The organism is Agrobacterium sp. SOY23 (genome assembly GCF_027212525.1).
GTDB classification, from domain to species: domain Bacteria; phylum Pseudomonadota; class Alphaproteobacteria; order Rhizobiales; family Rhizobiaceae; genus Agrobacterium; species Agrobacterium tumefaciens_I.
The window spans coordinates 110,310-137,210 of the sequence record NZ_JAPWDT010000009.1; the positions used below are offsets into that span (position 1 = coordinate 110,310).

21 protein-coding genes are annotated in these 26,901 nt (G+C 59.4%); 10 read left to right on the forward strand and 11 right to left on the reverse strand.

The features are described from left to right. Window positions 1-101: 101 nt before the first annotated feature. The 5 genes from O3S81_RS22910 to O3S81_RS22930 form a co-directional block, all read right to left on the reverse strand. On the reverse strand, window positions 102-1,838 hold the full coding sequence (locus O3S81_RS22910) for a methyl-accepting chemotaxis protein (protein WP_442864983.1): 1,737 nt from the start codon (window positions 1,836-1,838) through the stop codon (window positions 102-104). A 379-nt stretch (window positions 1,839-2,217) separates the two neighbouring features. Beyond that, complete coding sequence (locus tag O3S81_RS22915; RefSeq protein WP_003504949.1) at window positions 2,218-2,694, reverse strand: chemotaxis protein CheW; 477 nt, start codon at window positions 2,692-2,694, stop codon at window positions 2,218-2,220. Between the two features lie 168 nt (window positions 2,695-2,862). Beyond that, on the reverse strand, window positions 2,863-7,023 hold the full coding sequence (locus tag O3S81_RS22920; protein ID WP_269346978.1) for a translocation/assembly module TamB domain-containing protein: 4,161 nt from the start codon (window positions 7,021-7,023) through the stop codon (window positions 2,863-2,865). A 45-nt stretch (window positions 7,024-7,068) separates the two neighbouring features. Continuing rightward, window positions 7,069-8,994: an autotransporter assembly complex protein TamA gene (locus O3S81_RS22925; RefSeq protein ID WP_269346980.1), complete on the reverse strand. Its 1,926-nt coding sequence runs from the start codon at window positions 8,992-8,994 to the stop codon at window positions 7,069-7,071. Window positions 8,995-9,169: 175 nt separating this feature from the next. Next, on the reverse strand, window positions 9,170-9,421 hold the full coding sequence (locus O3S81_RS22930; protein WP_003504940.1) for a YMGG-like glycine zipper-containing protein: 252 nt from the start codon (window positions 9,419-9,421) through the stop codon (window positions 9,170-9,172). A gap of 371 nt (window positions 9,422-9,792) precedes the next feature. Between O3S81_RS22930 and hemA the strand changes: the two genes are divergently transcribed. Continuing rightward, window positions 9,793-11,010, forward strand: a complete 1,218-nt coding sequence (gene hemA / locus O3S81_RS22935; protein WP_003521261.1) for a 5-aminolevulinate synthase — start codon at window positions 9,793-9,795, stop codon at window positions 11,008-11,010. 34 nt (window positions 11,011-11,044) lie between these two features. Here the strand turns inward: hemA and dxr are convergent, their stop codons facing one another. After that, the gene (gene dxr / locus O3S81_RS22940; protein ID WP_269346983.1) at window positions 11,045-12,238 is read right to left on the reverse strand and encodes a 1-deoxy-D-xylulose-5-phosphate reductoisomerase; all 1,194 of its coding nucleotides are present in this window, start codon (window positions 12,236-12,238) and stop codon (window positions 11,045-11,047) included. 175 nt (window positions 12,239-12,413) lie between these two features. On the opposite strand from dxr, the gene O3S81_RS22945 reads away from it, so the two are divergent. Both O3S81_RS22945 and O3S81_RS22950 read left to right on the forward strand, forming a co-directional pair. Further along, window positions 12,414-13,115, forward strand: coding sequence for a phosphatase PAP2 family protein (locus O3S81_RS22945; RefSeq protein ID WP_269347078.1), 702 nt, complete (start codon window positions 12,414-12,416; stop codon window positions 13,113-13,115). A gap of 32 nt (window positions 13,116-13,147) precedes the next feature. After that, window positions 13,148-14,404, forward strand: a complete 1,257-nt coding sequence (locus O3S81_RS22950) for an FAD-dependent oxidoreductase (RefSeq protein WP_269346986.1) — start codon at window positions 13,148-13,150, stop codon at window positions 14,402-14,404. Between the two features lie 12 nt (window positions 14,405-14,416). On the opposite strand, the gene O3S81_RS22955 is transcribed toward O3S81_RS22950, so the two are convergent. The 4 genes from O3S81_RS22955 to O3S81_RS22970 are packed head-to-tail and all read right to left on the reverse strand — an operon-like array spanning window position 14,417 to window position 18,303. Further along, the gene (locus O3S81_RS22955) at window positions 14,417-15,337 is read right to left on the reverse strand and encodes an ROK family protein (RefSeq protein ID WP_269346988.1); all 921 of its coding nucleotides are present in this window, start codon (window positions 15,335-15,337) and stop codon (window positions 14,417-14,419) included. Between the two features lie 3 nt (window positions 15,338-15,340). Beyond that, window positions 15,341-16,507 carry an N-acetylglucosamine-6-phosphate deacetylase gene (nagA, locus tag O3S81_RS22960; protein ID WP_269346990.1) on the reverse strand — a complete coding sequence of 389 codons (1,167 nt, stop codon included), beginning with the start codon at window positions 16,505-16,507 and terminating at the stop codon, window positions 15,341-15,343. After that, on the reverse strand, window positions 16,504-17,526 hold the full coding sequence (locus tag O3S81_RS22965) for an SIS domain-containing protein (RefSeq protein WP_269346992.1): 1,023 nt from the start codon (window positions 17,524-17,526) through the stop codon (window positions 16,504-16,506). Before O3S81_RS22965 ends, nagA begins: the two co-directional genes overlap by 4 nt. Window positions 17,527-17,550: 24 nt before the next feature. Next, window positions 17,551-18,303, reverse strand: a complete 753-nt coding sequence (locus O3S81_RS22970) for a GntR family transcriptional regulator (RefSeq protein WP_269346994.1) — start codon at window positions 18,301-18,303, stop codon at window positions 17,551-17,553. Between the two features lie 440 nt (window positions 18,304-18,743). Here O3S81_RS22970 and O3S81_RS22975 point away from each other — a divergent pair, with 440 nt between their 5' ends. The 5 genes from O3S81_RS22975 to O3S81_RS22995 all read left to right on the forward strand — a co-directional run bounded on the left by O3S81_RS22975 (window position 18,744) and on the right by O3S81_RS22995 (window position 24,251). Continuing rightward, entirely contained in the window at window positions 18,744-19,925 is a 1,182-nt protein-coding gene (locus tag O3S81_RS22975; protein ID WP_269346996.1) for a Gfo/Idh/MocA family protein, read from the forward strand. A 13-nt stretch (window positions 19,926-19,938) separates the two neighbouring features. Continuing rightward, entirely contained in the window at window positions 19,939-20,823 is an 885-nt protein-coding gene (locus O3S81_RS22980; protein ID WP_269346997.1) for a carbohydrate ABC transporter permease, read from the forward strand. Then, window positions 20,820-21,677: a carbohydrate ABC transporter permease gene (locus O3S81_RS22985; RefSeq protein ID WP_269346999.1), complete on the forward strand. Its 858-nt coding sequence runs from the start codon at window positions 20,820-20,822 to the stop codon at window positions 21,675-21,677. The genes O3S81_RS22980 and O3S81_RS22985 overlap by 4 nt, the downstream gene beginning before the upstream one ends. A gap of 38 nt (window positions 21,678-21,715) precedes the next feature. Then, a complete protein-coding gene (locus O3S81_RS22990) occupies window positions 21,716-22,948 on the forward strand; it encodes an ABC transporter substrate-binding protein (protein ID WP_269347000.1) in 1,233 nt (410 codons plus the stop codon). 190 nt (window positions 22,949-23,138) lie between these two features. Then, window positions 23,139-24,251 carry an ABC transporter ATP-binding protein gene (locus O3S81_RS22995; RefSeq protein WP_269347002.1) on the forward strand — a complete coding sequence of 371 codons (1,113 nt, stop codon included), beginning with the start codon at window positions 23,139-23,141 and terminating at the stop codon, window positions 24,249-24,251. A 152-nt stretch (window positions 24,252-24,403) separates the two neighbouring features. On the opposite strand, the gene O3S81_RS23000 is transcribed toward O3S81_RS22995, so the two are convergent. Further along, window positions 24,404-24,889 carry a hypothetical protein gene (locus tag O3S81_RS23000; RefSeq protein ID WP_269347004.1) on the reverse strand — a complete coding sequence of 162 codons (486 nt, stop codon included), beginning with the start codon at window positions 24,887-24,889 and terminating at the stop codon, window positions 24,404-24,406. 243 nt (window positions 24,890-25,132) lie between these two features. Here O3S81_RS23000 and O3S81_RS23005 point away from each other — a divergent pair, with 243 nt between their 5' ends. Continuing rightward, window positions 25,133-25,996, forward strand: coding sequence for a MurR/RpiR family transcriptional regulator (locus tag O3S81_RS23005; RefSeq protein WP_269347006.1), 864 nt, complete (start codon window positions 25,133-25,135; stop codon window positions 25,994-25,996). 78 nt (window positions 25,997-26,074) lie between these two features. Continuing rightward, entirely contained in the window at window positions 26,075-26,857 is a 783-nt protein-coding gene (locus O3S81_RS23010) for an SDR family oxidoreductase (RefSeq protein ID WP_269347008.1), read from the forward strand. Window positions 26,858-26,901: the final 44 nt, after the last annotated feature.

Sequence of the window (26,901 nt, forward strand, 5' to 3'; positions counted from 1 at the left end):
GGAAGTGAAATGTGTCAGAGCGTTATCGCGTTTGGAAAAAGCGAAAACGCTCTGGTGGTGTGGCCGCCGTTTTTCCGGCGGCCTCCGGTTTCAGATGCGGCCTAAAATTCCGCCCATTCGGCTGCAGCATTTCCGTGAGATCTCGGCGTGGCATATCGTGGCTGCTGCACCGGCAGTCTGGTCACGACCGCTGGCTTTTTGTCAGCCGGCCGGGTAGGGGATACAGAAGCCTCGTGTGATATTCTGAACTGCCGCAGCAATTCATGCAGGTTCTCCGCTTCATTGGCGAGACCATGGCTGGCGGCGGTGGTTTCTTCCACCATGGCGGCGTTTTTCTGGGTCGCCTGGTCCATGACGTTGACGGCCTGATTGATTTCCCGGAGCCCGTTCGCCTGTTCGCGCGATGCCTCGACGATGGCCGAGACATTGGCGTCGATTTCGCCCATCTGGGACTGAATATCCTTAAGGGCGCCACCGGTTCTGCCGACAAGGTCGACACCATTGGCGACCTGTTCGCGGGATGTGTTGATGAGGGACTTGATTTCCTTGGCCGCGACGGCGGACCGCTGCGCGAGTTCCCGCACCTCCTGTGCCACGACGGCGAAGCCCTTGCCGGCCTCCCCGGCGCGGGCGGCTTCGACGCCCGCATTCAGCGCCAGAAGATTGGTCTGGAAGGCGATGTCGTCGATGACGCCGATAATGTTGGTGATTTCTCCAGAGGATCGGGAAATCGCATCCATGGCGGAAATCGCCTGCTGAACGATGTCGCCGGAGTGTTCGGCATGTTCCCGCGTCCGCAGCACCAGCTTCCCGGCCTCGCCGGCGCGCTGGCTGGCATCGGTAACGGTGGTGGTGATTTCTTCCAGTGCGGCGGCCGTCTCTTCCAGCGAGGCGGCCTGCTGTTCGGTGCGCTGTGAGAGTTGATCGGCGGCTATGCGGATTTCACCCGAGCCGGAAGCGATGGTCGAGGCATTATGGGCGATGGTCTGCATGGTGGCCTGAAGCTTGCCGACCACTTCGTTGAAGTCCTGTCGCAATTTCTCCATGCTCGGCACGAAGCCGGTATCGAGGCGCTGCACGAGATCACCTTCGGCCAGCGCCCGCAGGGCCTCGGCCAGAACGGCGATGGCACTCATGCGGGGTGTCACGTCGGTGGCGAATTTCACCACTTTCACCACCTTGCCAGCCTCGTCCAGCACGGGGTTGTAAGCGGCCTGGATCCATATTTCCTTGCCGTTCTTTCCGTAACGAACAAATTCGTCCGAGATGAATTCACCGGAGGCCAGCCGCCGCCAGAAATTGGCGTAGTCGGATGTCGCCGCATAGGCGGGATCGCAGAACATGCGATGATGCCTGCCCTCGATTTCCTTGAGGTCGTAATTTACTGCGGCGCAGAAATTCGGATTGGCGGTGATGATCGTGCCGTCAGGAGAAAATTCGATGGTGGCCTGCGAGCGGGAGAGTGCCTCCAGCTTGCCGGCGTCTTCCACCGCTCTGATTTTCTTGGCGGTGATATCGGTGGCGATCTTGATCACCTTATAGGGTTTTCCCGAACGGAAGACGGGATTGTAGGAGGCCTCGATCCAGATGACCGAGCCGTCTTTGCGGATGCGGCGATATTCCTTGGCCTGGAATTCACCACGGGCAAGAGATTCCCAGAATTCCTGATAGGCGCGCGAGGCGACAAAGTCGCCATCGCAGAAGATGCGGTGGTGCTTGCCGACGATTTCGGCGAGTTCATAACCGAGCGCCGTGCAGAAATTGCGGTTTGCCGTGAGAATATTACCCTTGAGATCGAATTCTATGACCGCCTGCGATCTGGATATCGCATCGAGCATATTTCGGTTATCTGCGCTTTTCCCTAACCCCAGCATTAACGTCCCCCAAATATCGGCCAACGGCGCGGCTTGTCGCACGGAAGGTGCAGTCTGCGCCGTATCATGTTGAACAACGAACAGGTTTGCCACCGAAGGCGGCGTACAGGCACTTGCGACTTTAAAGCCTCCGTCAGCTATCGGGCCCTCATGCGGGTGAATACTATTCGTCGGCTTTTAATATTAGATATTCATAATATTAAAATGTTCTTATTTACATTTGCGGAACAGGCGCAAAATAAAAACCGCCGGGCGGATGCTCCGGCGGTCTGGTTCAGTTCTCGATAGGGGCCGTGAAAAGCCTGCATCAGGATGCAATCGGCGCTTCAGGTTACACGCCTGATTAAGCGGCGAGATCTTCCGCTTCGGTTCCCTTGAACATTTTCGCGAGGTTCAGGAAGCAGATCATGCCATGTTCGTTGGCAATGATGCCTTCGGAATAGGATTTGTCGAAGGAGGCCGAGATTTCCGGAACCGGCTGGACCTGATTTGCCGGGATCGTCAGAATGTCGGACACGCGGTCGACCAGCATGCCGATGACCATGTTGTGCACTTCGGCCACCACGATCGCGCTTCTTTCATTGGCGACGGTGCTCTTCATGCCAAGCTTGTGAGCCAGATCGATGATCGGAATGACCGAACCGCGCAGGTTCATGACGCCGATGACGTCTTTCGGCGCGTGGGGAATGGGCGTGGAAGGCGCCCAGCCGCGAATTTCGCGGATGGTGGTCGTCTTCACGCAGAACTCCTGATCATGCAGGCGGAATGCGATGATTTCGAGCGTCTCACCGCCAAAATTGGTAGAGTTAATCATTGCCATCAGAATTCTTCCCAATGCTCGCTGTGGAGGCCGGCGCAAGTGCACCGACACTTGCATATGCGGATTTGGCGTTCTGCCTGGTGCCTGAACAGCCGGAAACAATATTTCCGTCTTCAATGGAAGATTCGTAACATGAGATGGTTTCGCAAACCTAAATGCGAAGCCGTCTCAATATTCCTTCTCGTAAAATATGCCGGCTGCGCCTTCGCCATTGCCGCCCGCTTCGCCGCGCAGCTTCACGCCACGCCCGACATCGAGGTTGATGATCGCCTTTGCACCGGATTCACCGCTCTGCTGCAGCTCGAGATAGGTTCTTTCATTGAGGTACTTGCCGGCGGAAACGCGGGCCTGCCCTTCGGAATCGGTCGAAATATCGAGATCGTCGACGCCGAGATTGCTTCTGAGCTTGTCGAACAACGAGGTGGAGCGTCCGCCGGCCAGTTGGGCGGCGGCATCGGCCAGCCGCGCGATCTGCAGGGCCGAGAGTTTCGACATGGATTGCCCGAAGATCAGCTGCGCCATAACCTCATCCTGCGGCAGCGCCGGGGCGGAGGAGAAGGCGAAGGTAGGGTCGTTGGCATTGCCGGAAACGGACACGGTGATCGTCGTCGAACCGACCGTCGAGTCCGCCTTCATGTCGAGAACCGGGATGAGGCCGCCGCCGAAGCTGATATTGCCGGTGGTGAAATCAAGGCGGCGGGTCAGGATCTCCAGCCGGCCGCGGCGCATTTCAAAGCCGCCGGAAATGACGGGAACGGCCGCCGTGCCGCGGATCGTCAGATTGCCGGTCAATTCCGCATCAATGCCGCGCCCGCGCACGAAGATGCCGCTCGGCGCATTCACCTGCAAATCGAGATTGATGGGAGATGAGCTGCCGCTGCCGCCCTGGTCGGCCCCGAGTGACTTTGCCTGCGCGCGCACCTTTGGCGGAGCGTTCTTGTGCTTGACGTCGATTTCCGTCAGCGAGGCTGGAAGTTTCTCAGGAATGGTGATGGCGCTTCTGTCCAGCGTCAGGTTGCCGCCCAGCACCGGAGAACCGAGAAGCGGGCCTTTCAGTGTCAGCGTGCCGCTTACCACCGTCGTCACCAGCGTTCCGTCATTATAACCGGCGCGGTCGAGCGTAATCGTAATATCGGCCGGGAAACCCGAACCACCGGCAATGCCGATGTTGCCGGTTCCGGAGATCGTTCCGCCGCCTGCCAGCTTGCCCGTCAACCGGGAGATGACGGCGCGATCGCGATCGAAGGTAACGGTTGCTCCCAGCCCGTTGATCGTCAGGTTCCGGCGCACATCGGTCAGGCGGGTACCATCGGTGGTGATGCTGCCGGTAACGACCGGTGCGGAAGCGCTGCCGGAGATTCTCACATCGATGGCGGCAGTGCCGTCCACATCGAGGCCCTGCGCCGCAGTCTGCGCCGCGACGGCGGAGAAGGGCAGTTTGCCGGTGAAGGCCATGGCAAGCGGGCGATTGCCGGCGATGCCGAGCGAGCCGCCGCCGGAAAGCGACATGCCGCCCTGACCCGTTACATTCGTGTCGATCTGCAGCATGCCGGCGGCAAAGCGGCCGTTCGCCCTGATGCCGAGTGCGGCAAGCCCCGCGGCGCGCGTCTGCGCGACCTCGGCATTGGCCCAGTTCAGATTATACTCGACCGAAGGGTCTGATGCCGCGCCCTTGGCACTGACCGAGCCGGAGATGTTGCCCGCCGCATCCAGCCCGGTGGCGAAGGCATTGGCCAGGCTCGCGGGAAGCGAGCGAATATCGGCCTTGATGTCGAGCGTCGATCCGGCCGTACCGTTGACCTCGACACGCCCGTCACCGGTGATGATGGTCAGATTGGAAATGCGGGCCGTACCATTCTGGATGGCAACGGTGCTTGGCTTTTCAAGGCGAACCGCAATTCCCTTCGGGGCAGCGGAAAAGGCGTCCACCCGCACCGTCATCGGCGATCCGCCAGTGTCGGCACTGCCCTTCACCACCAGCGGCGCATTATCGTACCGACCGTTGACGTCGAACTGGGTCGTCGTACCGGAATGACCAATCGTGGCATTCAGGCCGGAAATCGCGGTCGCGCCGGCATTGACGCTGTCGGCGCTGACCTTGCCATTGATCGCGAGCGCCTGGAGATCGTCAATGGAAATATCGGCGGCCAGCTTCGAGATCACCGTGGTGCCCTGGCGGATGCTGCCGCCATTTGCCTTTATCGTCGCGGCGATCTGGCCATTGGCGTTACTCAGCGCGATATCGCCGGCAATATCGCCATCCGCCTGCTGCGCGGCGAGTGCGGCCAGCAGGGCGAGATCGGGGAAATTGAAGGAGAGATTGCCGGAAGGCAGGAATTGCTGCGAAAATTGCAGCTGCCCGTTCAAAATGTTGCGGCCCACCGCCACATGCAGCTCGGGTATTGCCGTGCCGTTTTCGGTCTGAACCACATTGGCATTGGCGTCGATTTTCTGCCGGTCGAGACTACCGCTGGCCGTCAGCTTCGCCTGCGGCGCAGCCGGGTCGGCCTTGCCCGAGGCATTGATCTTCAGCGCCTCGAGCTTTCGTCCGGCAAGGATCGCGCTTTCGGAACTCAGGGTGACATTAAAGTCGGGTGCAGCAAGTGCACCGCTGGCTTCGATTGCAAAATCGGCAACGCCCTTCGCCTGCGGTGCCAGCTTTTCGAGAGCGGGGAATTTACCCTTGAGGTCGGCGCTCAGCGCATCGTTTTCGAGGCTGACATTACCGGCCGCCTCGATCGTTCCGGATTTGACGACGAGGTTCTCAACGCTGGTGCGTCCGCCGATGGTCAGGTCTATGTCGCCCTGGAGGGCAATGGTCGTGTCGAATTTTTCCGCGAGCGCCGGTGGAAGCGTGGCGGGCAATGCGAAGAGCTGAATGCTCGAAGTCAGGCGGTTGTCGACGAGATCGAAACTGCCTTTCAGCGTGCCACCGACACTGGCGCTTTCCAGCGTTGCGCCGTCAAAGCCGATGGCGGAAGCGGAGAGACTGAGCGGCGCCTTGACGGTGAGGGGTGCGCGCACCAGCCGGTCGATATCCGGGCTGACGAAGGACGATTGCGCCACGGAAAGGACGGTGACGATCGTGCCGCTGCGGTTGGCGATATTGAGATCGGCGCTTTCGGCGGTCAGTTTGACATCCTCAAGCCGGCCCTGCGGCAGGGAGAGACTGCGCAACGATGCGGTCGTGTTGAGATGTGCGGCGTTTGCATCACCCTTGAGGGAAAGATCGAGGCCGTTGATGAGGGCCTGAACCTCGCCATTGTTGAGCGGCCAGCGAAAATCGACAGGCCCCGCCGTACCGATGAGGTTGGCGGCGAGATCGTTCTCACCGTTCGGATCGACGGTGCCCGAGGCGGTCAGCAATAATGTGCCGGTCTCCAGGGTGCTGCTGCCGATTTCAATGCGGCCCTGCGGTGAGAGAGACGCATTTGCATCGAGTTTGGTTTCGCCGGCAAAAAGCTGGCGGAAGGCGGGCGGCAGGAGCAGGTCGGGCTGGCCGCCGCCTGAAATCTCGATACGGCGGGTGCCGTCGTCGCCGAGAAGATGGCGGCCGGTAACGTTGACGACAGGGTTGCCGGCGACATTGCCGCGCAGGCTGCCTGTCCAGTCGGAAAGCGGGCCTTCGCCATTGAGATCTATCGCCACTGCGGGCGTGCCGGGAAGCGAAAGCAACGTGGCAAGAAGCCCGCCTTCGGGTTCCTTCATCTCCGCTTTCAGCTTCAGGACATTTTCGTTGGGAAGGAAGGCGATGTCGGCATTGACCTCCGCATCCGGCGCATTCAGCCGGTGGGCGGTGAGCGACAGCCGCATATCGTCCTGGGCAGCCGTAAGGTTGCCTTCGGCATTCAGATCGAAGGCACGGCCGAGAAGCGATTGCCCGAGGCTGATATCGGGAAAGCTGAAATTGTCGATGGTGATTTCGATCGGCAGCGATGAATTGCCGGCACTCTTCGCCGCCGTTTGCTCGGGGGCAAGCGGTTTGCGTTCGACATCGATCGATCCGGCCGAGATCCGGTCGGCATGGAAGGTGCCGGCAAGCAGCGAGAGCGGCGACCAGTCGACGGCGATCTGGTTCACACGGGCATAGGCCCCCTGCCGGTCTGAAAGGGTAACATTGTCGAGCCGCAGGCGGCCGGTCAAAAGCCCGCTGGGAGGCGAGATTTCGATCGTCTGATCGGGCGTGGAAACGAGCGATGAAATCTGCTTTGCGGCAATTCGGGCGCCCATCGGGGTAAAACCGACGAACAGAACCGCAAGCAACACCAGCACCACGCCGCACAAAGCAGCGTAGCCCAGCCATTTCAGCAATCGAATCAACGTTTTCATCAAGGGTAATCTACACTCTGTTGTAAGGGTGTTCGACTGCGGCGTTTAAAAAGACTGGCCGATGCCAGCATAAATGCCGAAACTGTTGCCGCCATCGTATTTGTCGAGCGGCATGGCGACATCGAGACGCAGAGGCCCGAAGGGCGTGGCGTAACGCAGGCCGATACCGGCGCCAGCCCGGATATCGGAAAAATCGGGGGCCACATCATCCGAAACCACGCCGGCATCGATGAAGGGCACGATGCCGATCGTATCGGTGACCTTGATGCGGGCTTCGATGGAACCGACCACATAGGAGCGGCCACCGGTTGCGTCGCCCGCCGCATTATAGGGCGATATTTCCTGATAGCTGTAGCCGCGTACCGATCCGCCGCCACCGGCATAAAAGCGCCGTGTGGTGGGTATGTCCTGCAGGTCGCTGCCGCCGACGAGCACGCCGCCGGAAAGTTTTCCGGCCATGATCAACCGGTCCTCGGCGCCTAGCCCCTTGTAGCCCGTAATGGAGCCTTCGAAAGAGGAAAAGAAGGTGCCATTCAGCGCTTCATAGCTCGGCTTGGCGGCCAGCGATGCGCGGAAGCCCTCGGTAGGATTGAGCTTGTCGTCGCGTGTATCGCGAACGAATTCCAGCGGGATCGAGGTGGTGAGATATTCATTCCTGCCGAAGGCGTCTTCCGTATCGGCCCATTGCACTTCGAGACCGGCGGCGGCGGTGTCGGTGTCGTTCAGCTCATAACTGAAACCTGCGGTTCCGGTTATGGTCTTGGCCTCATAGGTATCGGGATGTTCGGTCTTGGCAATCAGGCTGGTCTTGAAGGTGGTGCGTGGATTGAACATGCCGGGCTTGGTGAAGGTGATGCCCGCCGAATAATCCATGCCTTCGACGCTCGATGCTTCGGCGATGCGCGAAACCGAGCCTTCGATACGCAGCGATTCCGCCTGCCCGAACAGGTTCCGGTGACCCCAATAGCCCTGGAGGCCGATGCCTTCCGTGGTGGAATATTGCGCGCCGACGCCGAAATAACGGTGTTTGCCTTCGGAGACCTCGATGGTCAGCGGAATCGTGCCGTCGCGGGCGAGTGTCCCCGCCTCCTTGATGGTCAGGCTGGAAAAAACGCCAAGCTGGCGCAGCCGGTCTGCGGCCTTGCGCAGCTTTTCCGGCGAATAGGGCTCGCCGCCATTGAGACGCGAATAACGGCGGATGAAGTCGCCATCGACGGTCTTTTCACCGGTGACGGTGACCGTGCCGAGCGGCGCGACGGGGCCGCCTTCGGCCGCCATGGTGATGTCGACCGTGTTCGTCGCGTGGTTTGCGACTGCTTCGCGCTTTGTCAGCTTGGCAAGCGGGCGGCCTTCCGCCTTCAGATCGTCGATCAGCTTGTTGCCGGCGCGGATGATCGCCAGAGACCCGGCATCTCCGCCAGCCGTCAGACCATATTCTTCAAGGTTGCGGCCGGTCACATCGCCTTCGAGGCGAATGTTGCCGAGCGTGAATTTCGGGCCGGGCGTCACCGTTATGACGACGGGTACGGGCGCACTGTGATCGAAAACCGGATTGGGTGGCAGGTCATCGACGTTCTTTCCGGCCACCGTAACATTGACGATGCCGCCATAACGGGCATTTTCATAAAGCGCCGCGATCATCCTGTCCCTGTCATCTCGCGCCTTTATCAGGAGGCCGAGATCACCGGAGGCGGGCTTGTCCTTGTCCGCCAGGAGCAGCGAGCTGTTCTCCAGGCTGTCTTGCAGGGATTTATCCGCATCGGCAGCATTCAGCGTGACGGCATATTTGACCGGGTTGATAACCTCGACCTCCGGTTCTTCCGAACCCCAGAGGCGCATGCCGAACAGTTTGAAGGCGAAGGCGTCACGGGTAAACGCCGGATACAGGGCGAACGTGAAAGCAACCGCAAGGGCGGTGCCAGCTTTCCGATACGCAATACCTGTCTTCGGGTTAGTTCGTGTTCTTCGCATAAGCTGCTTTATGGTTGAGCATTTATTGTCGCTCTAACCCGTTTCCTGTCCGTTAACATTGCAATTTAATCATAAATAAACGGCTTTGAGGACCCTTCCGCCTGAGTTTTGCCCGCCATAACGCAAAAAGCCCCGGATGACCGGGGCTTCTGTGCAACGGTATGTCGCGCAGCGATTAGCGGCAACGTGCCGTGTAACGCTGACCGTACTGGTCGCGATAATAGCAATAGCCCGGCTCGGAAGCATTGCCGATCAGAGCACCGCCCACGCCGCCGATTGCCGCGCCAACTGCTGCGCCGCGAACGTTACCCGTAATGGCCCCACCAATGACGGCACCGGAAACGGCGCCGATCGAAGCGCCCTTTTCAGTCTGCGTGCAGCTTGCAAGCGACAGGCCGACGAGCGCAAATATGATTGCCTTTTTCATGAAACTCTCTCCAACGTTACAATGAGCTCTTCGGCTCGGTAGGCGTCCCATATTTATCTGCGGCGACTGCTACCTCCGACCGCCACAGATAACTAACAATTCGATGTCGTTTAGGGAAGCCTCCTCTTTCAGGCTTTCCGCCGAGCGTAAATCGATTGCGTCCCAAACAACGGGGCCGGGCGAAAAAGGTTCCAAAATTCCGGGTTTTTTGATGTGAATCAATTTTGTACTTTTCATTGGGTTCTATAAACGGTTTATTGGAATGGTTCAAAACAACGGCGAATTGACGCAGACACGGTTAAAGTGACCCGCAAGGGTTGACGGTCCCCGTATCGAGGCAGAAAACGATCTGGTCAATTCTGGAGCATGGCATGGACTTCGAGGCATTTTTCACGACGGAACTGCAAAGCCTGCATTCTGAGGGACGCTATCGCGTTTTTGCGGATATCGAGCGCCAACAGGGCAATTTTCCCCGCGCGACACGGTACAACGCCAATGGCGAGCGCAAGGATGTAACCGTCTGGTGCTCCAACGACTATCTCGGCATGGGCCAGAACCCAAAAGTCATCGAAGCCATGAAAGCCGCCATCGATCACTGTGGCGCGGGTGCGGGAGGCACCCGGAATATTTCTGGCACCAACCATTATCACGTCCTGCTCGAGCGCGAACTTGCTGACCTTCACGGCAAGGAATCGGCGCTGATCTTCACCTCGGGTTATGTTTCCAACTGGGCAACCCTCGGCACGCTTGGCCAGAAAATTCCGGGCCTCATCATCTTCTCCGATGCGCTCAACCACGCATCGATGATTGAGGGCATCCGTTACGGCCGTTGTGAGCGGGTGATCTGGAAACATAACGACCTCGAAGATCTTGAGGCGAAGCTCAAGGCCGCCGATCCGAATGCGCCGAAGCTCATCGCCTTTGAATCCGTCTATTCGATGGATGGCGACATCGCGCCGATCAAGGAAATCTGCGATCTGGCCGACCGTTACGGCGCCATGACCTATCTCGATGAAGTCCACGCTGTCGGCATGTATGGTCCGCGCGGCGGCGGCATTGCCGAGCGCGAAGGTCTGATGGATCGCCTGACGATCATCGAGGGTACACTTGGCAAGGCCTTCGGCGTGATGGGCGGTTACATTACCGGCTCCACCGCGGTCTGTGATTTCATTCGTTCTTTCGCATCCGGCTTCATCTTCACGACGGCCCTGCCGCCGTCGCTCGCCGCCGGTGCGATCGCCTCGATCCAGCACCTGAAGGCCAGCCCCTTCGAGCGCGCCCGCCATCAGGACCGGGTGCGCAAGCTGCGCGGTCTTCTCGATGCCCGCGGTATTCCGCATATGGACAATCCAAGCCACATCGTGCCGGTCATGGTCGGCGATGCCGCCAAGTGCAAGTGGATTTCGGATATCCTGCTCGACAATCACGGCGTCTACGTACAGCCGATCAACTATCCGACCGTGCCGCGCAAGACCGAGCGCCTGCGCATTACGCCGACACCGCTGCATAGCGATGCGGATATCGAGCATCTGGTCGGTGCGTTGCACCAGCTTTGGTCGCATTGTGCGCTGGCGCGTGCGGTGGCGTGAGGCCGCGGTTCAGATAGAAGAAGTCAGGCCGCGTTTACGCGGCCTTTTCTTTTGTGGCGATGAGTTCCAGCGCATGGCTTCGGGCTTCCTCGTCCGCCGTGAAAACATCGTCCATCGTCTCGGCGGAGCGCCCGTCATGCATGCGGTCCATGACCGTTTCGACGATCTCGGCCATATCGAGAAAACCGATGCCGCCGGCAACGAAGGCGTGAAAGGCAGTCTCCTCGGCGGCATTCAGGGCAGCACCCTGCAAACCGCCACGCTCCAGCGCCATGCGCGCGAGCCGGAGCGCCGGGAACCGGGTTTCATCCGGCGCTTCGAAATCGAGCCGTGCCAGTTTTGCGAAATCCAGCCGCTCGACATTCAGATTACCGCGTTGCGGATAGGTGAGGGCATAAGAAATGGCGGTGCGCATATCGGGGGAGCCGAGCTGGGCGATATAGGAGCCGTCGGTGTAACCCACCATCGAATGGATGATCGACTGCGGGTGGACGATCACCTCCACCTGGTCGGGCCTGAGATCGAAGAGATATTTCGCCTCGATCATTTCCAGCCCCTTGTTGAACATCGAGGCGCTGCCGATCGAGACCTTCAGCCCCATCGACCAGTTGGGATGGGCGCGGGCGATATCCGCCGTGACATTGGACATTTCGTCGCGTGACCAGGTGCGGAACGGCCCGCCGGAGGCCGTCAGCACGATGCGTTCCACGGCCTGTTTGTGTTCGCCCGTCAGGCACTGGAAGATCGCGCTGTGTTCACTGTCGACCGGGATCAGCCGGCCGCCACCCTGCCTGATCGTGCGCAGAAAAACATCGCCTGCCGAAACCAGACATTCCTTGTTGGCAAGTGCAATATCGGCACCGCGCCGGGCGGCCGTCAGTGTGGGCGCGAGGCCGGGGGTTCCCGCAATCGCCGCCATCACCCATCCGGCTTCCATCGAGGCTGCCTCTTCGAGGCCGGATTTGCCCGCAGCAACCTTGATGCCGGTGCCGGCAAGGGCGGATTTCAGCGCTTCGTATTTGTCATCGTCCGCAGTGACCGCGAGTTGCGCGCCAAATTCCCGCGCCTGTTCCGCCAGAAGTGCGATGTTTCCCGCACCGGTCAGAGCCATGATCTCGAACCCGTCGCGGCCGCCCAGCTGACGCACGACGTCCAGCGTATTGGTGCCGATCGAACCCGTCGAACCCAATATGGTCAGCTTGCGTGGCATTTCACTGGCATTCGTCATCTTCAGCTCGTCGGTGGTTTTCGGTTCACATGCCGTTCTCCCGAAACCGCTGCACATCTTCGGGCGACATGCATTAGCCTCTACTCGTGAAAACCAGCCATAACAAGGACAAAGCCCACCTATTGTTTTTGGGGAGGGCAAAGCCATATGCAAGAAAAACGATGAGAGGACGATGATGCGACGTTTCCTGGTTTCCAGCGGGTGGATTTTTGCGGCAAGCCTTGTGCTGGTGCTGGTCTTCATTCCTTTCGACCCGCGCCTTTCCGAAACCGCGCAGGCCCTGCCGGGCAGGGTGGTCTCCTTCAACCGCGCCATTACCGATTTCGGAACGTTCCGCTGGATGCTTTATTCCACCGGCGCGCTCGCTATTCTTGCCTATGTCGGCGCGCGGGTCCTGCAGGCGCGAACCTATGCCGGGCGTTTGAGAACGGCATGGCGGCTTCTCGCCTATTTTTTCCTGACGATCGGAACGGCGAGCATTCTTGTCCATACGCTGAAATTCCTGATCGGACGGGCAAGGCCGGAGCTTCTGCTGGAAATGGGCGCCTACAGCCTCACGCCTTTTACCGGCGATAATCTCTATGAGAGCTTTCCCTCGGGTCATTCGACCGCGGCCGGGGCATTTTTTGGCGTTTTTGCCATGCTGATGCCGCGCTTTCGCTGGGTGTTCCTGCTGTTCGCGCTTATCATCGGTGTTTCGCGCGTCATCGTTGGCGCGCATTATCCAAGCGACGTTGCCGCCGGGCTGTTGCTCGGCCTGTGGACGGCCATGGCCTTCGCCTTTATCTTCGCCCGGTCCGAAATGCTGTTTCGTTTCGATGCGCATGGTTGGCCGCAGCCGAAAAATGCAAACCTGCCGGCGACGGAGATAAGATAGGGACTTTTAACGGGACGGAATGGGGGTAGGCGATGGAAGACGCGAAAGCCGGGCATGAAAAGGACGGCAAGGCTGTTCAGCATATTCGCACCTGCGTTGCTGTGGCCGGTGGTGGGCCGGCGGGCATGATGCTTGGCCTGCTGCTTGCCCGCAGCGGTATCGATGTGGTTGTCGTCGAAAAACACGGGGATTTCCTGCGCGATTTTCGCGGCGATACCATCCATCCTTCCACACTTGAACTGATGGAGCAGCTCGGTTTCATCGACGAGTTCCTGAGCCTTCCGCATACGCGTGCGCCGCGGCTGAACGCGGTTATCGGTGGCGAGCGTGTTACGATTGCGGATTTTTCCCGCCTGCCGGTCCGGCACCGTTTCATCGCCTTCATGCCGCAATGGGATTTTCTCAATTTCATCGTCGGCAAGGCAGGCCAGTATGAAAATTTCCGGCTGCTGATGAACGCTCCGGTGACCGGCCTCCTCGAACAGGACGGGAGGGTGGGCGGTTTCACCGTCGAAACCTCTGACGGCGTCATCGAGATTGCCGCCGAACTGGTGGTCGGTGCGGATGGCCGCAACTCCATCGTCCGCGAGGCGGCGGGGCTCGAGATCCAGCGCTTTGGAATTCCGACCGAGGTGCTCTGGCTGCGCCTTTCGAAACAACCTGAGGATCCGACCGAAACCATGGGGCATGCCGGTTCGCGCCAGGGTTTCGTAATGATCAACCGGGGTGACTACTGGCAGTGCGGTTATGTGGTGCGCAAGGGATTTTTCGCGGACATAAAGCTTGAGGGGCTGGAAGCCTTCCGGGACAGGGTCGCGCAAATCTGCCCTTTCCCGCGCGAAAGGCTCGATGAGATCAAAAGCTGGGACGATGTGCATCTCCTGACCGTTCGTATCGACCGGCTGAAGCGCTGGTGGAAACCCGGCCTGGTCTGCATCGGAGATGCGGCCCATGCCATGTCGCCCGTCGGCGGCGTCGGCGTCAATCTGGCCATTCAGGATGCGGTTGCGGCCGCCAATATACTGGTGCCGGTGCTGGTGTCCGGCCGGGCTATTCGTGACGACGACCTCGCCGCAATCGAAAAGCGGCGGTCCTTCCCGACAAAAGCCACGCAGTCTCTGCAGCGGATGATACGCATCGGTCGCAAGAAAGGGCAGGAGGAAAAATCGGAAAAACCCAAAGGCCCGCCTGCCTTCGTGCGGGCGATCATTCGGTTTCCGCTTCTTTCCCACCTGACGGGCCGGCTGGTTGGGCTCGGTTTCCGGCGGGAAAAGATCGAAACGTTGTGAGGCCGGTCAGGACTATCCGGCGATCTCCTGCGCATATTTCAGTCCGATAACGGCCGATCCGATCAGCCCGGGCTCGATGCGGCAGATCGCGGGCACGACCAGCGGGCGGTCGAAACGTCTGAGAATGCGGGCCCTGACCGCTTCATCCAACGCGGCAAGAAGCTCCTTTGAGTTCGAAAGGCCACCGCCAACCGGAACGATGGTCGCGCCGGTGACATTGATCACCATCGCCAGCGGCGAGGCGAGAATATCGATGAGAACATCGATGGTTCTGGCGGCTTTTGCATCGCCTGCCTGCCAGGCGGCGATAATGTCCTCGCTGGTCATCTCCTGCCGGTGAAGATGCGCGTGCAGCTTTTCCATGCCGCGGGCGCTGCCGATGGCATCGACGCAGCCGGTGAGGCCACAGCCGCATTCGAAGCGGGGCAGCGAGACCGGCGGATTGCCGGCCAGTGTCGCGGCCACCGGACCATGGCCCCATTCGCCGGCGAAACCGCCATGGCTGTTGATGAGCTTGCCATCGATCACCAGGCCGCCGCCGACACCCGTTCCAAGGATGACGCCAAAAACCACGCGGTGGCCCTGACCCGAGCCGATTTCCGATTCGGCGATCACGAAACAATCCGCGTCGTTCGACACGATGACGGGAAGGTTGAGGGCTTTTTCCAGCTCGTCCTTCAGGACCCGGCCATGGATGCTCGGAATATTGGCAACGGTAGCCTTGCCGGTGTCGGGATCGATGACACCGGCAATTGACAACGATACGCAGCCGGGCGTGCCGCCGCTCGCATCGATGACGGATTTGAGGCCGGCGGCGAAGTCTTCGAAACTGGTTTTCGGCGTTGGTATGCGCGGCACGGGGCGAATATCGTCCGGGGCATGGGCAACCGCGCCCTTGATGGTCGTTCCGCCAATATCGAAACAAACGATCATGGTTCACACTCCGGAATGCGCGGCATCGTAGATTTTTTCCCCGCCAATCCAGGTCGAATGCATCTGGACATCGGGTGTCAGCACAACGAAATCGGCATCGAAACCGGGCAGGAGTTTTCCCTTATCCGACGCGCCGATGGCCTGCGCAGGATAGGCGGATGCCATTCTCAAAGCTTCTTCCAGCGGCGTATCCAGCTTCTCATGCATGAAGCGGACGCAGGAGAGCATGTCTATATCCGCCCCCGCCAGCGTGCCGTCTTCAAGCGTCAGCCGCCCGCCATTGCGATAGACGCGCCTGCCGTTCAGTTCGAAACCATCATCATCCGTGCCGATGGTCGACATGGCGTCGGTGACGAGGAAAATCCGGCCGGGGCCATTCTTGGCGCGTAGCGCAATGCCGATGGCAGCGGGATCGACATGGAAACCGTCGGCGATCAGCCCGCAATCCAGTCCGCCGTTCGAGAGGGCTGCGCCCACCAGACCCGGTTCGCGATGGCCGAGTGGGCTCATGGCGTTGAAAAGATGTGTCACCATGGAAGCGCCGGCCTCGGCATAGGCCGTCGCAACACCAAGGCCGGTATCGGTATGGCCGAGGCTGACGGTGATGCCGGCTTTTCTGAGGGCAGAGACCTGCCCCTCGGTCACGTTCTCAGGGGCAATGGTCGTCATCACGAAGGCAAGCTCCGCCTTGCAGCCGGTCAGAATGGCAAGATCGGCCGTCTCCATCTTGCGGATCAGCGCCGGATCATGTGTGCCCTTGCGTGCGACGGAAAGATGCGGCCCTTCGAAATGCAGGCCCAGAAAGCCCGGCACCTGCTTCTTGCCGGCGGCAATACCCGCCTGCGCCGCTTCTGCCGTCACATCCGGCCGGTCTGTGATGAGCGTGACCATCAGCGCTGTCGTGCCGAACCTGGCGTGGGCCGAGCAGATGCGGGCAATGCCATCGACATCGGGCTGGTTGTTGAACATCACCCCGCCGCCGCCATTGACCTGAAGATCGATGAAGCCCGGCGCGATCAGCAGTCCCTTCACATCGATCGTTTCGGCCTCGGCTGGCACGCCGTCCGAGATGGCGGTGACATGCCCGCCGCCGGTCAGGAGCACCTTGTCATCGTGCCACACGGCACCGTCGAAAATGCGGGCGCCGACAAATGCCTTGATGCCGCTCATTGGGTTTCCGTTACCTTCTTCAATGCCACGGGTGCATCCGGGTTGAAGCCGCGTGCTCGGGACAATTGTTCGATGAAGCTGTAAAACGGTGCAATCAGCAGCAATGCGTCGGTCAGCGGGTGGTTGGTCTCCACGAAAGGCAGGGGCTTGGCCGGGCTGCCCTTTGTGGAGGTAACGAAAACGCTTGCACCTTTATTGGCAAGACCTGCGGCGATATCCGTGACGGAGGTCTCGGCACGGTCGCGGGCGGCAAAGGCGATGACGGGGAATTGCGGCGCGACCAGCGAGACCGGGCCGTGCATGACTTCCGCCGAGGAATAGGCTTCCGCATGTAGCTCGCAGGTTTCCTTGCATTTCAGCGCGGCTTCCGCGGCAATGGCAAGGGCAGGGCCGCGGCCCAGCATGTAAAGCGATTCTTCGCCCTTCACCGCCTCGTCGATATGGCTCCAATCAAGCGCGATGGCCTTGGCGAAATTCTGCGGCAGGGCGCTGACGGCCTTGGCAAGCAGGCTGTCCTCGGTCCATTCGGCAAGGATCGCCAGACCCGCAACGATGGAATTGACGAAGGATTTGGTTGCTGCCACGGCTTTTTCCGGTCCTGCCTGAATATTGATGGCATGATCGGCCGCCTCACCCAGGGGAGAAGGCAGGGTGTTGACGAGCGAGAAGGTGAGCGCGCCGCCCTTGCGGGCACTTTGTGCGAGCGCGACGATATCCGGGCTCTTGCCGGATTGCGAGACGGCGAAGGCCGCTGCCCGTTCAAGCCGCAGTTTCGTCTGGTAGATGGAGGCGAGCGAGGGGCCGAGCGAGGCGACCGGCAGACCGGTCTGCAATTCGATCGCATATTTCAGGAAATGTGCGGCGTGATCGGAGGAGCCGCGGGCAATGGTGACGACGACCGCAGGGTCACGGGTCTTCAGCTTGCTGCCGGCCTCCAGGAAGTCGGTCTTGGCATTGTCCAGCAGGCGGGCGACAGCATCGGGAATCTCATCGATTTCCTGGCGCATCAGGGTTGTCATTGTTTCGTGTCCTTGGTCAATGTTTCACTCTGGACCCATCGTCAGTTCGGCGACGAGGTCATAGGCATCACTGCGGTAAAGCGCGCGGGATATTTCCATGAGGCGCCCGCTTTCCAGATAGGCCATGCGCTGAACGGAAAGCGCTGCCGAGCCGAGCGGAACCCCAAGCAGCAGGGTTTCCTCATCGGTGAGATTGCGGGCCGAGATGCGCTGAATGGCGCGCACGGGGCGGATACCGTTTTTCTCAAGCTCCAGATAAAGCGAGTTTTCGACGAGCTGCGGATCGGGTAGAATATCGCCCGGCAGGCTGGTGACTTCCAGTGCGATCGGTTGGTCATTGGCAAGACGCAGGCGCGTGAGCCGCGCCACCATGGCGGATTGGGAAAGGCCGAGTGCCATCATCTCATCGCCGGTGGGGTGGAACAGGCCCCTGTCCAGCCAGCGTGTGCTCGCTGTCATGCCGCGCCGGCGCATGTCCTCGGTAAAGGAGGTGAGCTTGGTCAGTGGCTGCTGCATGCGGGTGATGGGCTTGACGACAAAGGTGCCCGAACCATGCCGGCGAACGAGAAGGCCGTCGCGAACGAGATCATCCACCGCCTTGCGCACGGTGACGCGGCTGACACAGGCGCTTTCAGCAATATCGCGCTCCGGCGGCAGGGCGTCACCATGCTTCAGGCGGCCGCCATTGATGGCGTCTTCGATCGTCTGGCGCAATTTCAGGTAAAGCGGGCCGCCGCCTGATTGCAGGTCCTCCAGATTAAGCGCTGCCCCGTTCATCCATAACCTCTGTCACAATCCGATATGGCTGCTTCTGGCTATACCACAGAAGATGCGATCGGCAATACCAAAATAGAACCATTCGCGAACTTGTATGATTAATCGGAGCATTTTTCGTTCTAATGCCTCAAATTAAGGCCTCGTGATCGAAATTTCCGCATTAACCAAAAAAATTTTCCCATCGCCGTAATTGCTCTAGACGATTGGCATTTTTTTGGTATTGTTTTGGCATCGGTTGCCGGTGAATAGCTGTTGCGCGTCCCACTGGCCTGGAAGAATCGGTTTCTTATCCGCGACTTGCCAGAGTAAATCGAATTTTGCTTGACCGTTGTGAAAACTAATTTCATCATGGTTGGAAATTATCGCAGATAACTGAATGACCAACGTAGAAATGGTTGCTTCTGCGAAAATTATTTACGAATAAGCAGGGAACAAAGTTCATGAAGGTGGGAATTATCGGACTCGGATTCCGTCTCGGTTATCTGGGCTACGTTTTTCACGAGATCGACAAGGATTTCGAGATCGTCGGTTATGTCGATCCTCATCCGGCTGGTCTGCCGGGTTTGCAGGAAAAAGGCATTTCGGCCGGCAAGGCCTATGATAGTCCGGAAGCGCTGATCGCCGGCGAAAAATTCGACCTCCTGATGATCGGCTCTCCGAACCACATGCATCTGGAGCATATCCGCATCGGCCTTGAGGCCGGCTGCACCATCTTCTCGGAAAAACCCATTGTCGTCAGCATCGAAGAAAGCCTCGAGCTCGCCCGGCTGCTCAACAAGCATGGTCACGAGCGGCTGCTCGTTGGTCTGGTTTTGCGTTATTCGCCGCTTTACCGCGATCTGCGCGCCGCGCAGGCGGAAGGCAAACTGGGCGATGTCGTTTCCATCGAGGCTTCCGAACATATCCCGCCCTATCATGGCGCATTCTTCATGCGTGACTGGCGGCGGTATGAGAATTATTCCGGCTCCTTCATGCTGGAAAAATGCTGCCACGATCTCGATCTCTATAATGGTGTGGTCGGCGCGCGTCCGCGTTTCGTATCGAGCTTCGGCGGTCGCAAGAGCTTCACGCCGGCAAACGCGCCGCAGAATGATGGCATCAACGACATGGAGGTCTATCACCGCAAGCCGAGCGGCTGGATGGGCTCCGACAAGGTCTTCGACAGCGACGGCGACATCATCGATTACCAGACGGCGATCGTTGAATATGAAAACGGCGCCTCGCTCGCCTTCCATACCAATCTCAACGTTCCCGACGATTTCCGCCGCTTCTGCGTCATCGGCGCCAAGGGCATGGCGGAGGGGGATTTCGTGCGCGGTTTCCTGAACGTGCACAATGCCCGCACCAATGAGAAGACAGTCGCCAAGACCTATTCGGCTGCGACCACGCTCTCGCAGCATTATGGTGCGGATGAGCAGATGGCCGAGGACGTGATCGCCCATATCGTCAAGGGCGCGCCCTTGCCGGTTTCCGCGCTCGACGCGATCGAGGCCGGCATTCTGGCGCTTGCCATGGATGAAGCGCGCCATGGCCGCAAGGTGGTCGATCTCAAACCGGTATGGGAGGAGTACGATCTGGCGCTGCACGGTCAGCCGAAATCCCCCGCCGTGAAAACGGCTTGAGGGGGACTGCGCGATGGATGCAAAACGCAGCGCAGTCATTTTCGCCTGGTTTCTTCTTCTGCCGGCGCTCCTCTACATCACACTGATCGTCGCCTATCCGCTCGTCGATACTTTCATCCTGTCGTTCACCGATGCGTCGCTTAAAAAAGTGACGAATTGGGTTGGTTTCATCAATTACGAGAAGATCTTCAACGCGACTTTTGCCGATGTCATCACGCGGACCTTTATCTGGACGTTCTTTTCCGTCTCGATAAAGATGATCATCGGCACGTTTGGTGCGGTGTTGCTGAATTCCGCCGTGCCCGGCCGTGCCGTGTTTCGTATCCTGACCATGCCGCCATGGATCGTGCCGATGGCTATCGGCATCTTCATGTGGGGCTGGATGTATAATGGCCAGTTCGGCATGATTTCCGGGGTGCTGCAGAATCTCGGCCTGGTGGATGGTCCGGTGGCTTTCCTTGCCTATGGCAGAACGGCCTTCTGGGCGACGATCGTCACCGATGTGTGGATTGGCGTGCCGATGGTGACGCTTTATCTGCTGGCCGCGATCCAGTCCATTCCGCAGGACCTTTACGAAGCGGCATGGACGGACGGCGCCAGCCGTGCCTATCGCTTCCGCCGCATCACGCTGCCGCTGATGCTGCCGGCCATGATCACCATGTCGGTCCTGTCGCTGATTTCGACGTTCAATTCCTTCGATATCATCTGGATCCTCACGCGTGGCGGTCCGAACGGCGAAACCACAACGATGATCATCGACACCTACAAGACGGCGATCGGCGCTTACAAATATGGTGAAGGTGCCGCGCGCGCAGTGCTCATCTGCATCTTCCTGTCGATCTTCACCTTCTTCTATTTCCGCATTACCCGCCGTATCTCGCAGGAGGCCAGCCGATGACCGACAGACATGCGAGGATCAACCGCTACACCTGGTATGAAATGGTCGGAATCTATTGCGGTATCGCCGTGTTCCTGACCTTCGTGCTGGCGCCCTTCGTCGAAGGTTTTCTGGTGTCGCTGAAGCCGCTCAGCCTGCTGTTTTCGTCCCCCTACAGGTTCTGGCCGGAGAATGGCTCCTTCGAGGCCTACCGGACGATGTGGGTGAGCGTGCCGGGTTTTGCGCTTTATATCTTCAATTCGTTCTTCATCGCGGGTTCGATCACCCTGATCGTGCTTGTGCTCGTCATCCCTGCCGCCTACGCCTTCGCGCGCTTCGAGTTCAAGGGAGCCGGCCTGTTGCTGGGAGTATTCCTGGCGGTGAAGATGTTCTCCGGCGCGGTCCTGCTCATTCCGCTGTTTCGTCTGATGCGGTCCATCGGCGTGCTGAACAGCTATTTCGCGATGATCATTCCCGGTGTCGCATTCATCATTCCCACCGGCATCCTGCTTCTCGTGACCTATATGCGTCGTATCCCGCGCGAGCTAGAGGAAGCGGCCTATGTGGATGGGGCGAGCCGTCTCTACACGCTTCGCCGGGTGGTCTTGCCGATCGCAACGCCGGGCATCGCCGTTGTCGCGATCTCCTCCTTCATCGAGGCCTATGCGCAGCAATTCATCTACGCGCTGACCTTCAATTCCAAGACGGAATACATGCCGCTGCCGGTCGGGCTGTTTGCCTATTTCGGTCGGCAGGAAGTCGTCTGGAACGAGCTGATGGCGGCGAGCTTCGTGGGCATCGCGCCGGCGATGATCGCGATCTTCCTGATGCAACGATATCTCGTCGGCGGGCTGACCGCCGGCGCGGTGAAATAAGCAATAACCGGAACGACTACCAAAACGGGAGACTAACTATGGCACTGAAACATTACGGATTGGCGCTCTGCGCTTTCGCATTTGCCGGTTCCACCGCCCTTGGCACGGTGGCGGCACATGCCGCCGACAAGGAGATCAGCTGGATCTATTGCGGCGACAAGATGGACCCCATCCATGAAAAATACATCAAGGAATGGGAAGGCAAGAACGCTGGCTTCAAGGTTGTGCCTGAGGTCGTCGGCTGGGAGCAGTGCCAGGACAAGGCCACGACGCTCGCCGCTGCCGGCACACCGGTCGCCATGGCCTATGTCGGTTCGCGCACGCTGAAGCAGTTCGCGCAGAATGATCTGATCGTTCCGGTGCCGATGACCGAAGACGAAAAGAAGAGCTATTATCCCAACATCGTCGACACGGTCACTTTCGAGGACACACAATGGGGCGTGCCGGTCGCTTTCTCGACCAAGGCGCTTTACTGGAACAAGGACCTGTTCAAGAAGGCCGGCCTCGATCCGGAAGTGCCGCCGAAGACCTGGGCTGAAGAAATCGCCTTTGCCAAGCAGATCAAGGAAAAGACCGGCATTGCCGGTTACGGCCTGCCCGCCAAGACCTTCGACAATACCATGCACCAGTTCATGCATTGGGTTTACACCAATAATGGCAAGGTAATTGACGGCGACAAGATCACCGTCGACAGCCCGCAGGTTGTTGCAGCGCTGAAGGCCTACAAGGACATCACGCCCTATTCCGTCGAAGGCCCGACCGCCTACGAGCAGAACGAAATCCGCGCGATCTTCCTTGATGGCAAGGTCGGCATGATCCAGGCGGGCTCGGGTGCTGCAACCCGTCTGCAGGAAACCAAGATCAACTGGGGCATCGCAACCCTGCCGCTCGGCCCTGAAGCCAAGGGTCCCGGCACGCTGCTCATCACCGACAGCCTTGCGATCTTCAAGGGAACCGGTGTGGAAGAAAAGGCGACCGAATTCGCCAAATTCATCACCTCGCCCGGCCCGCAGGGCGAATATGAGCTGCAGGGCGGCGCTGGCCTCACCCCGCTGCGTCCGTCGGCCAAGGTCGATGAATTTGTCGCCAAGGATCCCTTCTGGAAGCCGCTGATCGACGGTATCGCCTATGGTGGTCCTGAGCCGCTCTTCACCGACTACAAGGGCTTCCAGGACACGATGATCGAGATGGTACAGTCCGTCGTCACCGGCAAGGCAACACCGGAAGACGCCGCGAAGAAGGCTTCCGCCGCTCTCGAGCAGTACAAATAATTCCTCATGAACACGGATGCGGGCGTAAGGCCGCCCGCATCCTCTCAATTTCGCCGCGGGAATGCCTGCGCCCCTTTCTGGCGCTCCGTCCCCGTGTTTTTCAACGGTTCCGATCCGGCGCGGTTTTGTCCCTGTTTCGGAACATCTCTGAACGTGGCCTGATGTCGGCCGCTGACGGGAGAGGCAAGTCTTGGGTCAGCTTTATCTCAACAACGTCCGCAAGAACTATGGACATTTCGAAGTCATCAAGGGCGTTCAGCTCGACATCAAGGATGGCGAGTTCGTCGTTTTTGTCGGCCCTTCGGGATGCGGTAAATCCACATTGCTGCGCATGATTGCCGGCCTTGAGGAGATTTCCGCCGGCGACGTCGTCATTAACGGCGTGAAGGTCAATGAATTACCGCCGGTCAAACGCGGCATTGCCATGGTGTTCCAGTCCTATGCGCTTTATCCGCATATGACGGTTTTTGAAAACATCGCTTTTCCCCTCCGTGTCGAGAAGATGGAGGAGGAGAAAATCAAACAGAAGGTCGAGGGTGTCGCGAAAATCCTCCAGCTCGACCAGCGCCTGCAGCAGCGCCCCGGCAATTTGTCCGGCGGCCAGCGCCAGCGCGTGGCGATCGGCCGTGCGATCGTTCGCGAGCCGAAGATATTCCTGTTCGATGAGCCGCTTTCCAACCTGGATGCCGCCCTTCGCGCCGATATGCGCATCGAACTGACCAATCTTCACCGGACGCTGAAGGCGACGATGATCTATGTCACCCACGACCAGGTGGAAGCCATGACCATGGCTGACCGTATCGTGGTGCTGAATGCCGGCGAAATCGCCCAGGTCGGTGCGCCGCTCGAGCTTTATCACAAGCCGGCGAACCTGTTCGTGGCGGGCTTCATCGGCAATCCGAAAATGAATTTCCTGAAGGTCACCTGCAAATCGGTCAGCGCCGAGGGCGTGACGGTGGCCTATGAAGGACAGACGATCACCGTGCCGGTGGAGCCCCGTGCCGGTCTCGAGGGTAAGCAACTGACACTCGGCATTCGTCCGGAACATACCGGTCTCGAAGCGGCCGATCTCAACATCAAGGTCGCGCCGAGCGTGATCGAGCGGCTTGGGGTGAATACCATCGCTTATGGCGTTGCGCCCACGGGTGAGAATTATTGTGCTCTGCTTCCCGGCTCCGCACCCGTTGTCGTGGATGAGCCGATCGTTACCGGCATCAAGGCATCGGATTGCCATCTGTTCGATGAAAGCGGCATCGCGCTGGAGCGTCGCGTCGACCTGTCAGTCCTCAAGCTGATCCAATAAGGGGCAGGAGCCGGGCTATGTATTCTGTCTTTCCATGCCCGGCTTTTCCTGATGAGATCCGTTTTCGGCGTTTTTCGTCCGTCGCCGCGAGGAGAAAAAACAACGCCGGGCTTTCGGCCCGGCGTTCAAGGGTGTCGTGCATGCCCGCTGGATCACGGCATCGGGTTGGGCATGTAGCCGGTAAAGCCGCTGATCTTCCAGCGGCCCTGATGCAGCCGGCAATAATAGAGCGTCTGCCACTTCATGACGTCGAAGCTGCCATCGGCCTTGCGGAGCCCGCCGTCGAACTTCTTGCGCACCAGCGCGGTTTCGCCTTCCACTTCGATCTCTTCCAGCGTGGTGGTGGTGAAAATCGCATGGCGCGGGTCTTCCGCGAATTGCTGGGTCTGGAAATCCTTCGCCTGCCGCAGCCACTCGTCACGATAGGCCTCAAGCGAGGGGAAGGACAGGCGCCAATTGTCCGGGTTCGCATCACGGTTGGCGTTGATGCCGAGGAAACCGTCCTCAACGAAATCATCCGCGACCTTCGACCAGTCGGCCGCAAGGAAAGCGTCGATATCGCGCGTCACCAGCATCTCCCAGATGGAATGGCGGGCGGTGTCGGTTTCGGGAAAGGGGTTTTTGAAGGGATCGCGCATGGCTTGGGTCCGTTGTTGAAATTATTTTCAAGATTTGGAGATTTTTCTGGTGAATATTGTTGGCATATGCTCATCTCTCAATCAACAGAGAAAATAATTTTCAAATCAAAGGTGTCCGTCGTGTCGTCAAGGGGACGAAACATGGTCGATTCATGGGTCTATGCGGTTGACGGGCGCGCTTTATTAGGGTGCATCGGCAACGGGGCCAGGCTTTAAGTTTTGGCGGAACGGAGACCGGTGAGCATGGATATTTTCGCAAGGATACAGGAAGACAAGGGGCAGTTCTCGCAATCGGAACGGCGGATCGCCGATGTTCTGGTTTCGGACTTCGAATTCGCCGTCAATGCGTCGATCATCGAGCTTGCGGCCCGCGCCGAAGTCTCGCCGCCGACGGTGACACGGTTCTGCCGTCGTCTCGGTTGCCAGAGCTTTTCGGATTTCAAGGTCAGCCTTGCCAAGACGGCCTATGTGGGTGTGCGGTATCTCACCTCCGAACCTTCCAGCACCGGCCCTTCGGATGTTGCGGAAGAGGTTTTGGCCAAGGCGCAGGAAGCGCTGTTCCTGCTGCACAAGACGCTCGATCCCGCGATCGCCGATGAAGCGGCAGTCAGGATTGCCAATAGCGGCATGATCTATGCTTTCGGCGCGGGTGGCAACTCCTCGATGATCGCTTCGGAAATCCAGAACCGGCTCTTCCGGCTGGGTTTGCGCGTTTCGACCAGTGCCGATCACAGCATGCAGCTGATGATGACGGCTGCGGCGCGCAGGGAAGACGTGATTATCGGTTCGTCCTTTTCCGGCCGCAACATGGAACTGGTGAAGTGTTTCAGGCTGGCGCGGGAAATGGGGGTCACTACCATCGCGCTTACCCAGAGCGATACGCCGGTTGCTGCCGCAGCTGACATGGTGGTGGCCGTTAATGTGCCCGAAGGGAACAATATCTTCCGGCCGACTTCGTCCCGTTACGCCTATCTGGCCGCGGTCGACATACTGGCGACGCTTGCCGCCTACCACCAGCGGCAGAGATCGATGGTGACGTTGCGCCACATCAAACAGCAGCTCGTGGAGCATCGCGATCCGGATGATAAGCAATTGCTCGGTGACTGAGGGCGAGGAAACAATACAGGCAGTTTTGCCTGAGACCCCTGCGGTGGGTCGGAAAGCTTCAAGGGAGTTGTAAAGGTGATGAAGGACAGGAAAGACCAGCTCGCCATCGTAACCGGTGCGGCAGGGGATATTGGCCGGGCGATTGCTGCGGCACTTTCTGAAAGCCATGCGAAGGTGGTGTTGGTCGATATCGATGCCGACGCCCTGTCAGATGCGCTTTCCAGGCTTTCCGGTTCGGGCTTCGTTGCTAAAACCTGTGATGTTACCGATCCGCAGGATCTTGCGCGGCTGGCCGCCGAGGTCGCGGAGCTGGGCGAAGTTGCCACCCTCGTCAATAATGCCGGTGCGGCACGGGCTGTCTGCCTGCACGACACGACCGCTGAGATATGGCGCAAGGACAATGCGCTTAATCTGGAAGCGCCGTTTCTCTGCTTCAGGGCTTTCGAGGAGGCGTTGAAGCGCACCCAGGGCTCCGTGGTCAATATCACCTCCGTTAATGGCATGGCGGTGTTCGGCCATCCGGCCTATAGCGCGGCAAAGGCCGGGCTGATCCATCTGACCAGGCTGATCGCCGTCGAATACGGCAAATTCGGCATCCGCGCCAACGCGGTCGCGCCGGGCACCGTGCGCACGCAGGCATGGGAGGCGCGTGCCGCCACCAATCCCCAGGTCTTCGAGGAAGCCAAGCACTGGTATCCGCTGCAGCGCATCGTCAGACCCGAGGATGTGGCCAACGCGGTTGCCTTTCTGGCCGGCCCGCAGGCCGCCGCCATCAGCGGCGTGTGCCTGCCGGTTGATTGTGGGCTGACGGCGGGGCAGGCGCCGCTGGCCCGGACTTTTTCACAATCCGAACATTACTGACTGAAACCCTCTGACGGGTTCAATGCGCAATAAAGGGGAGCATC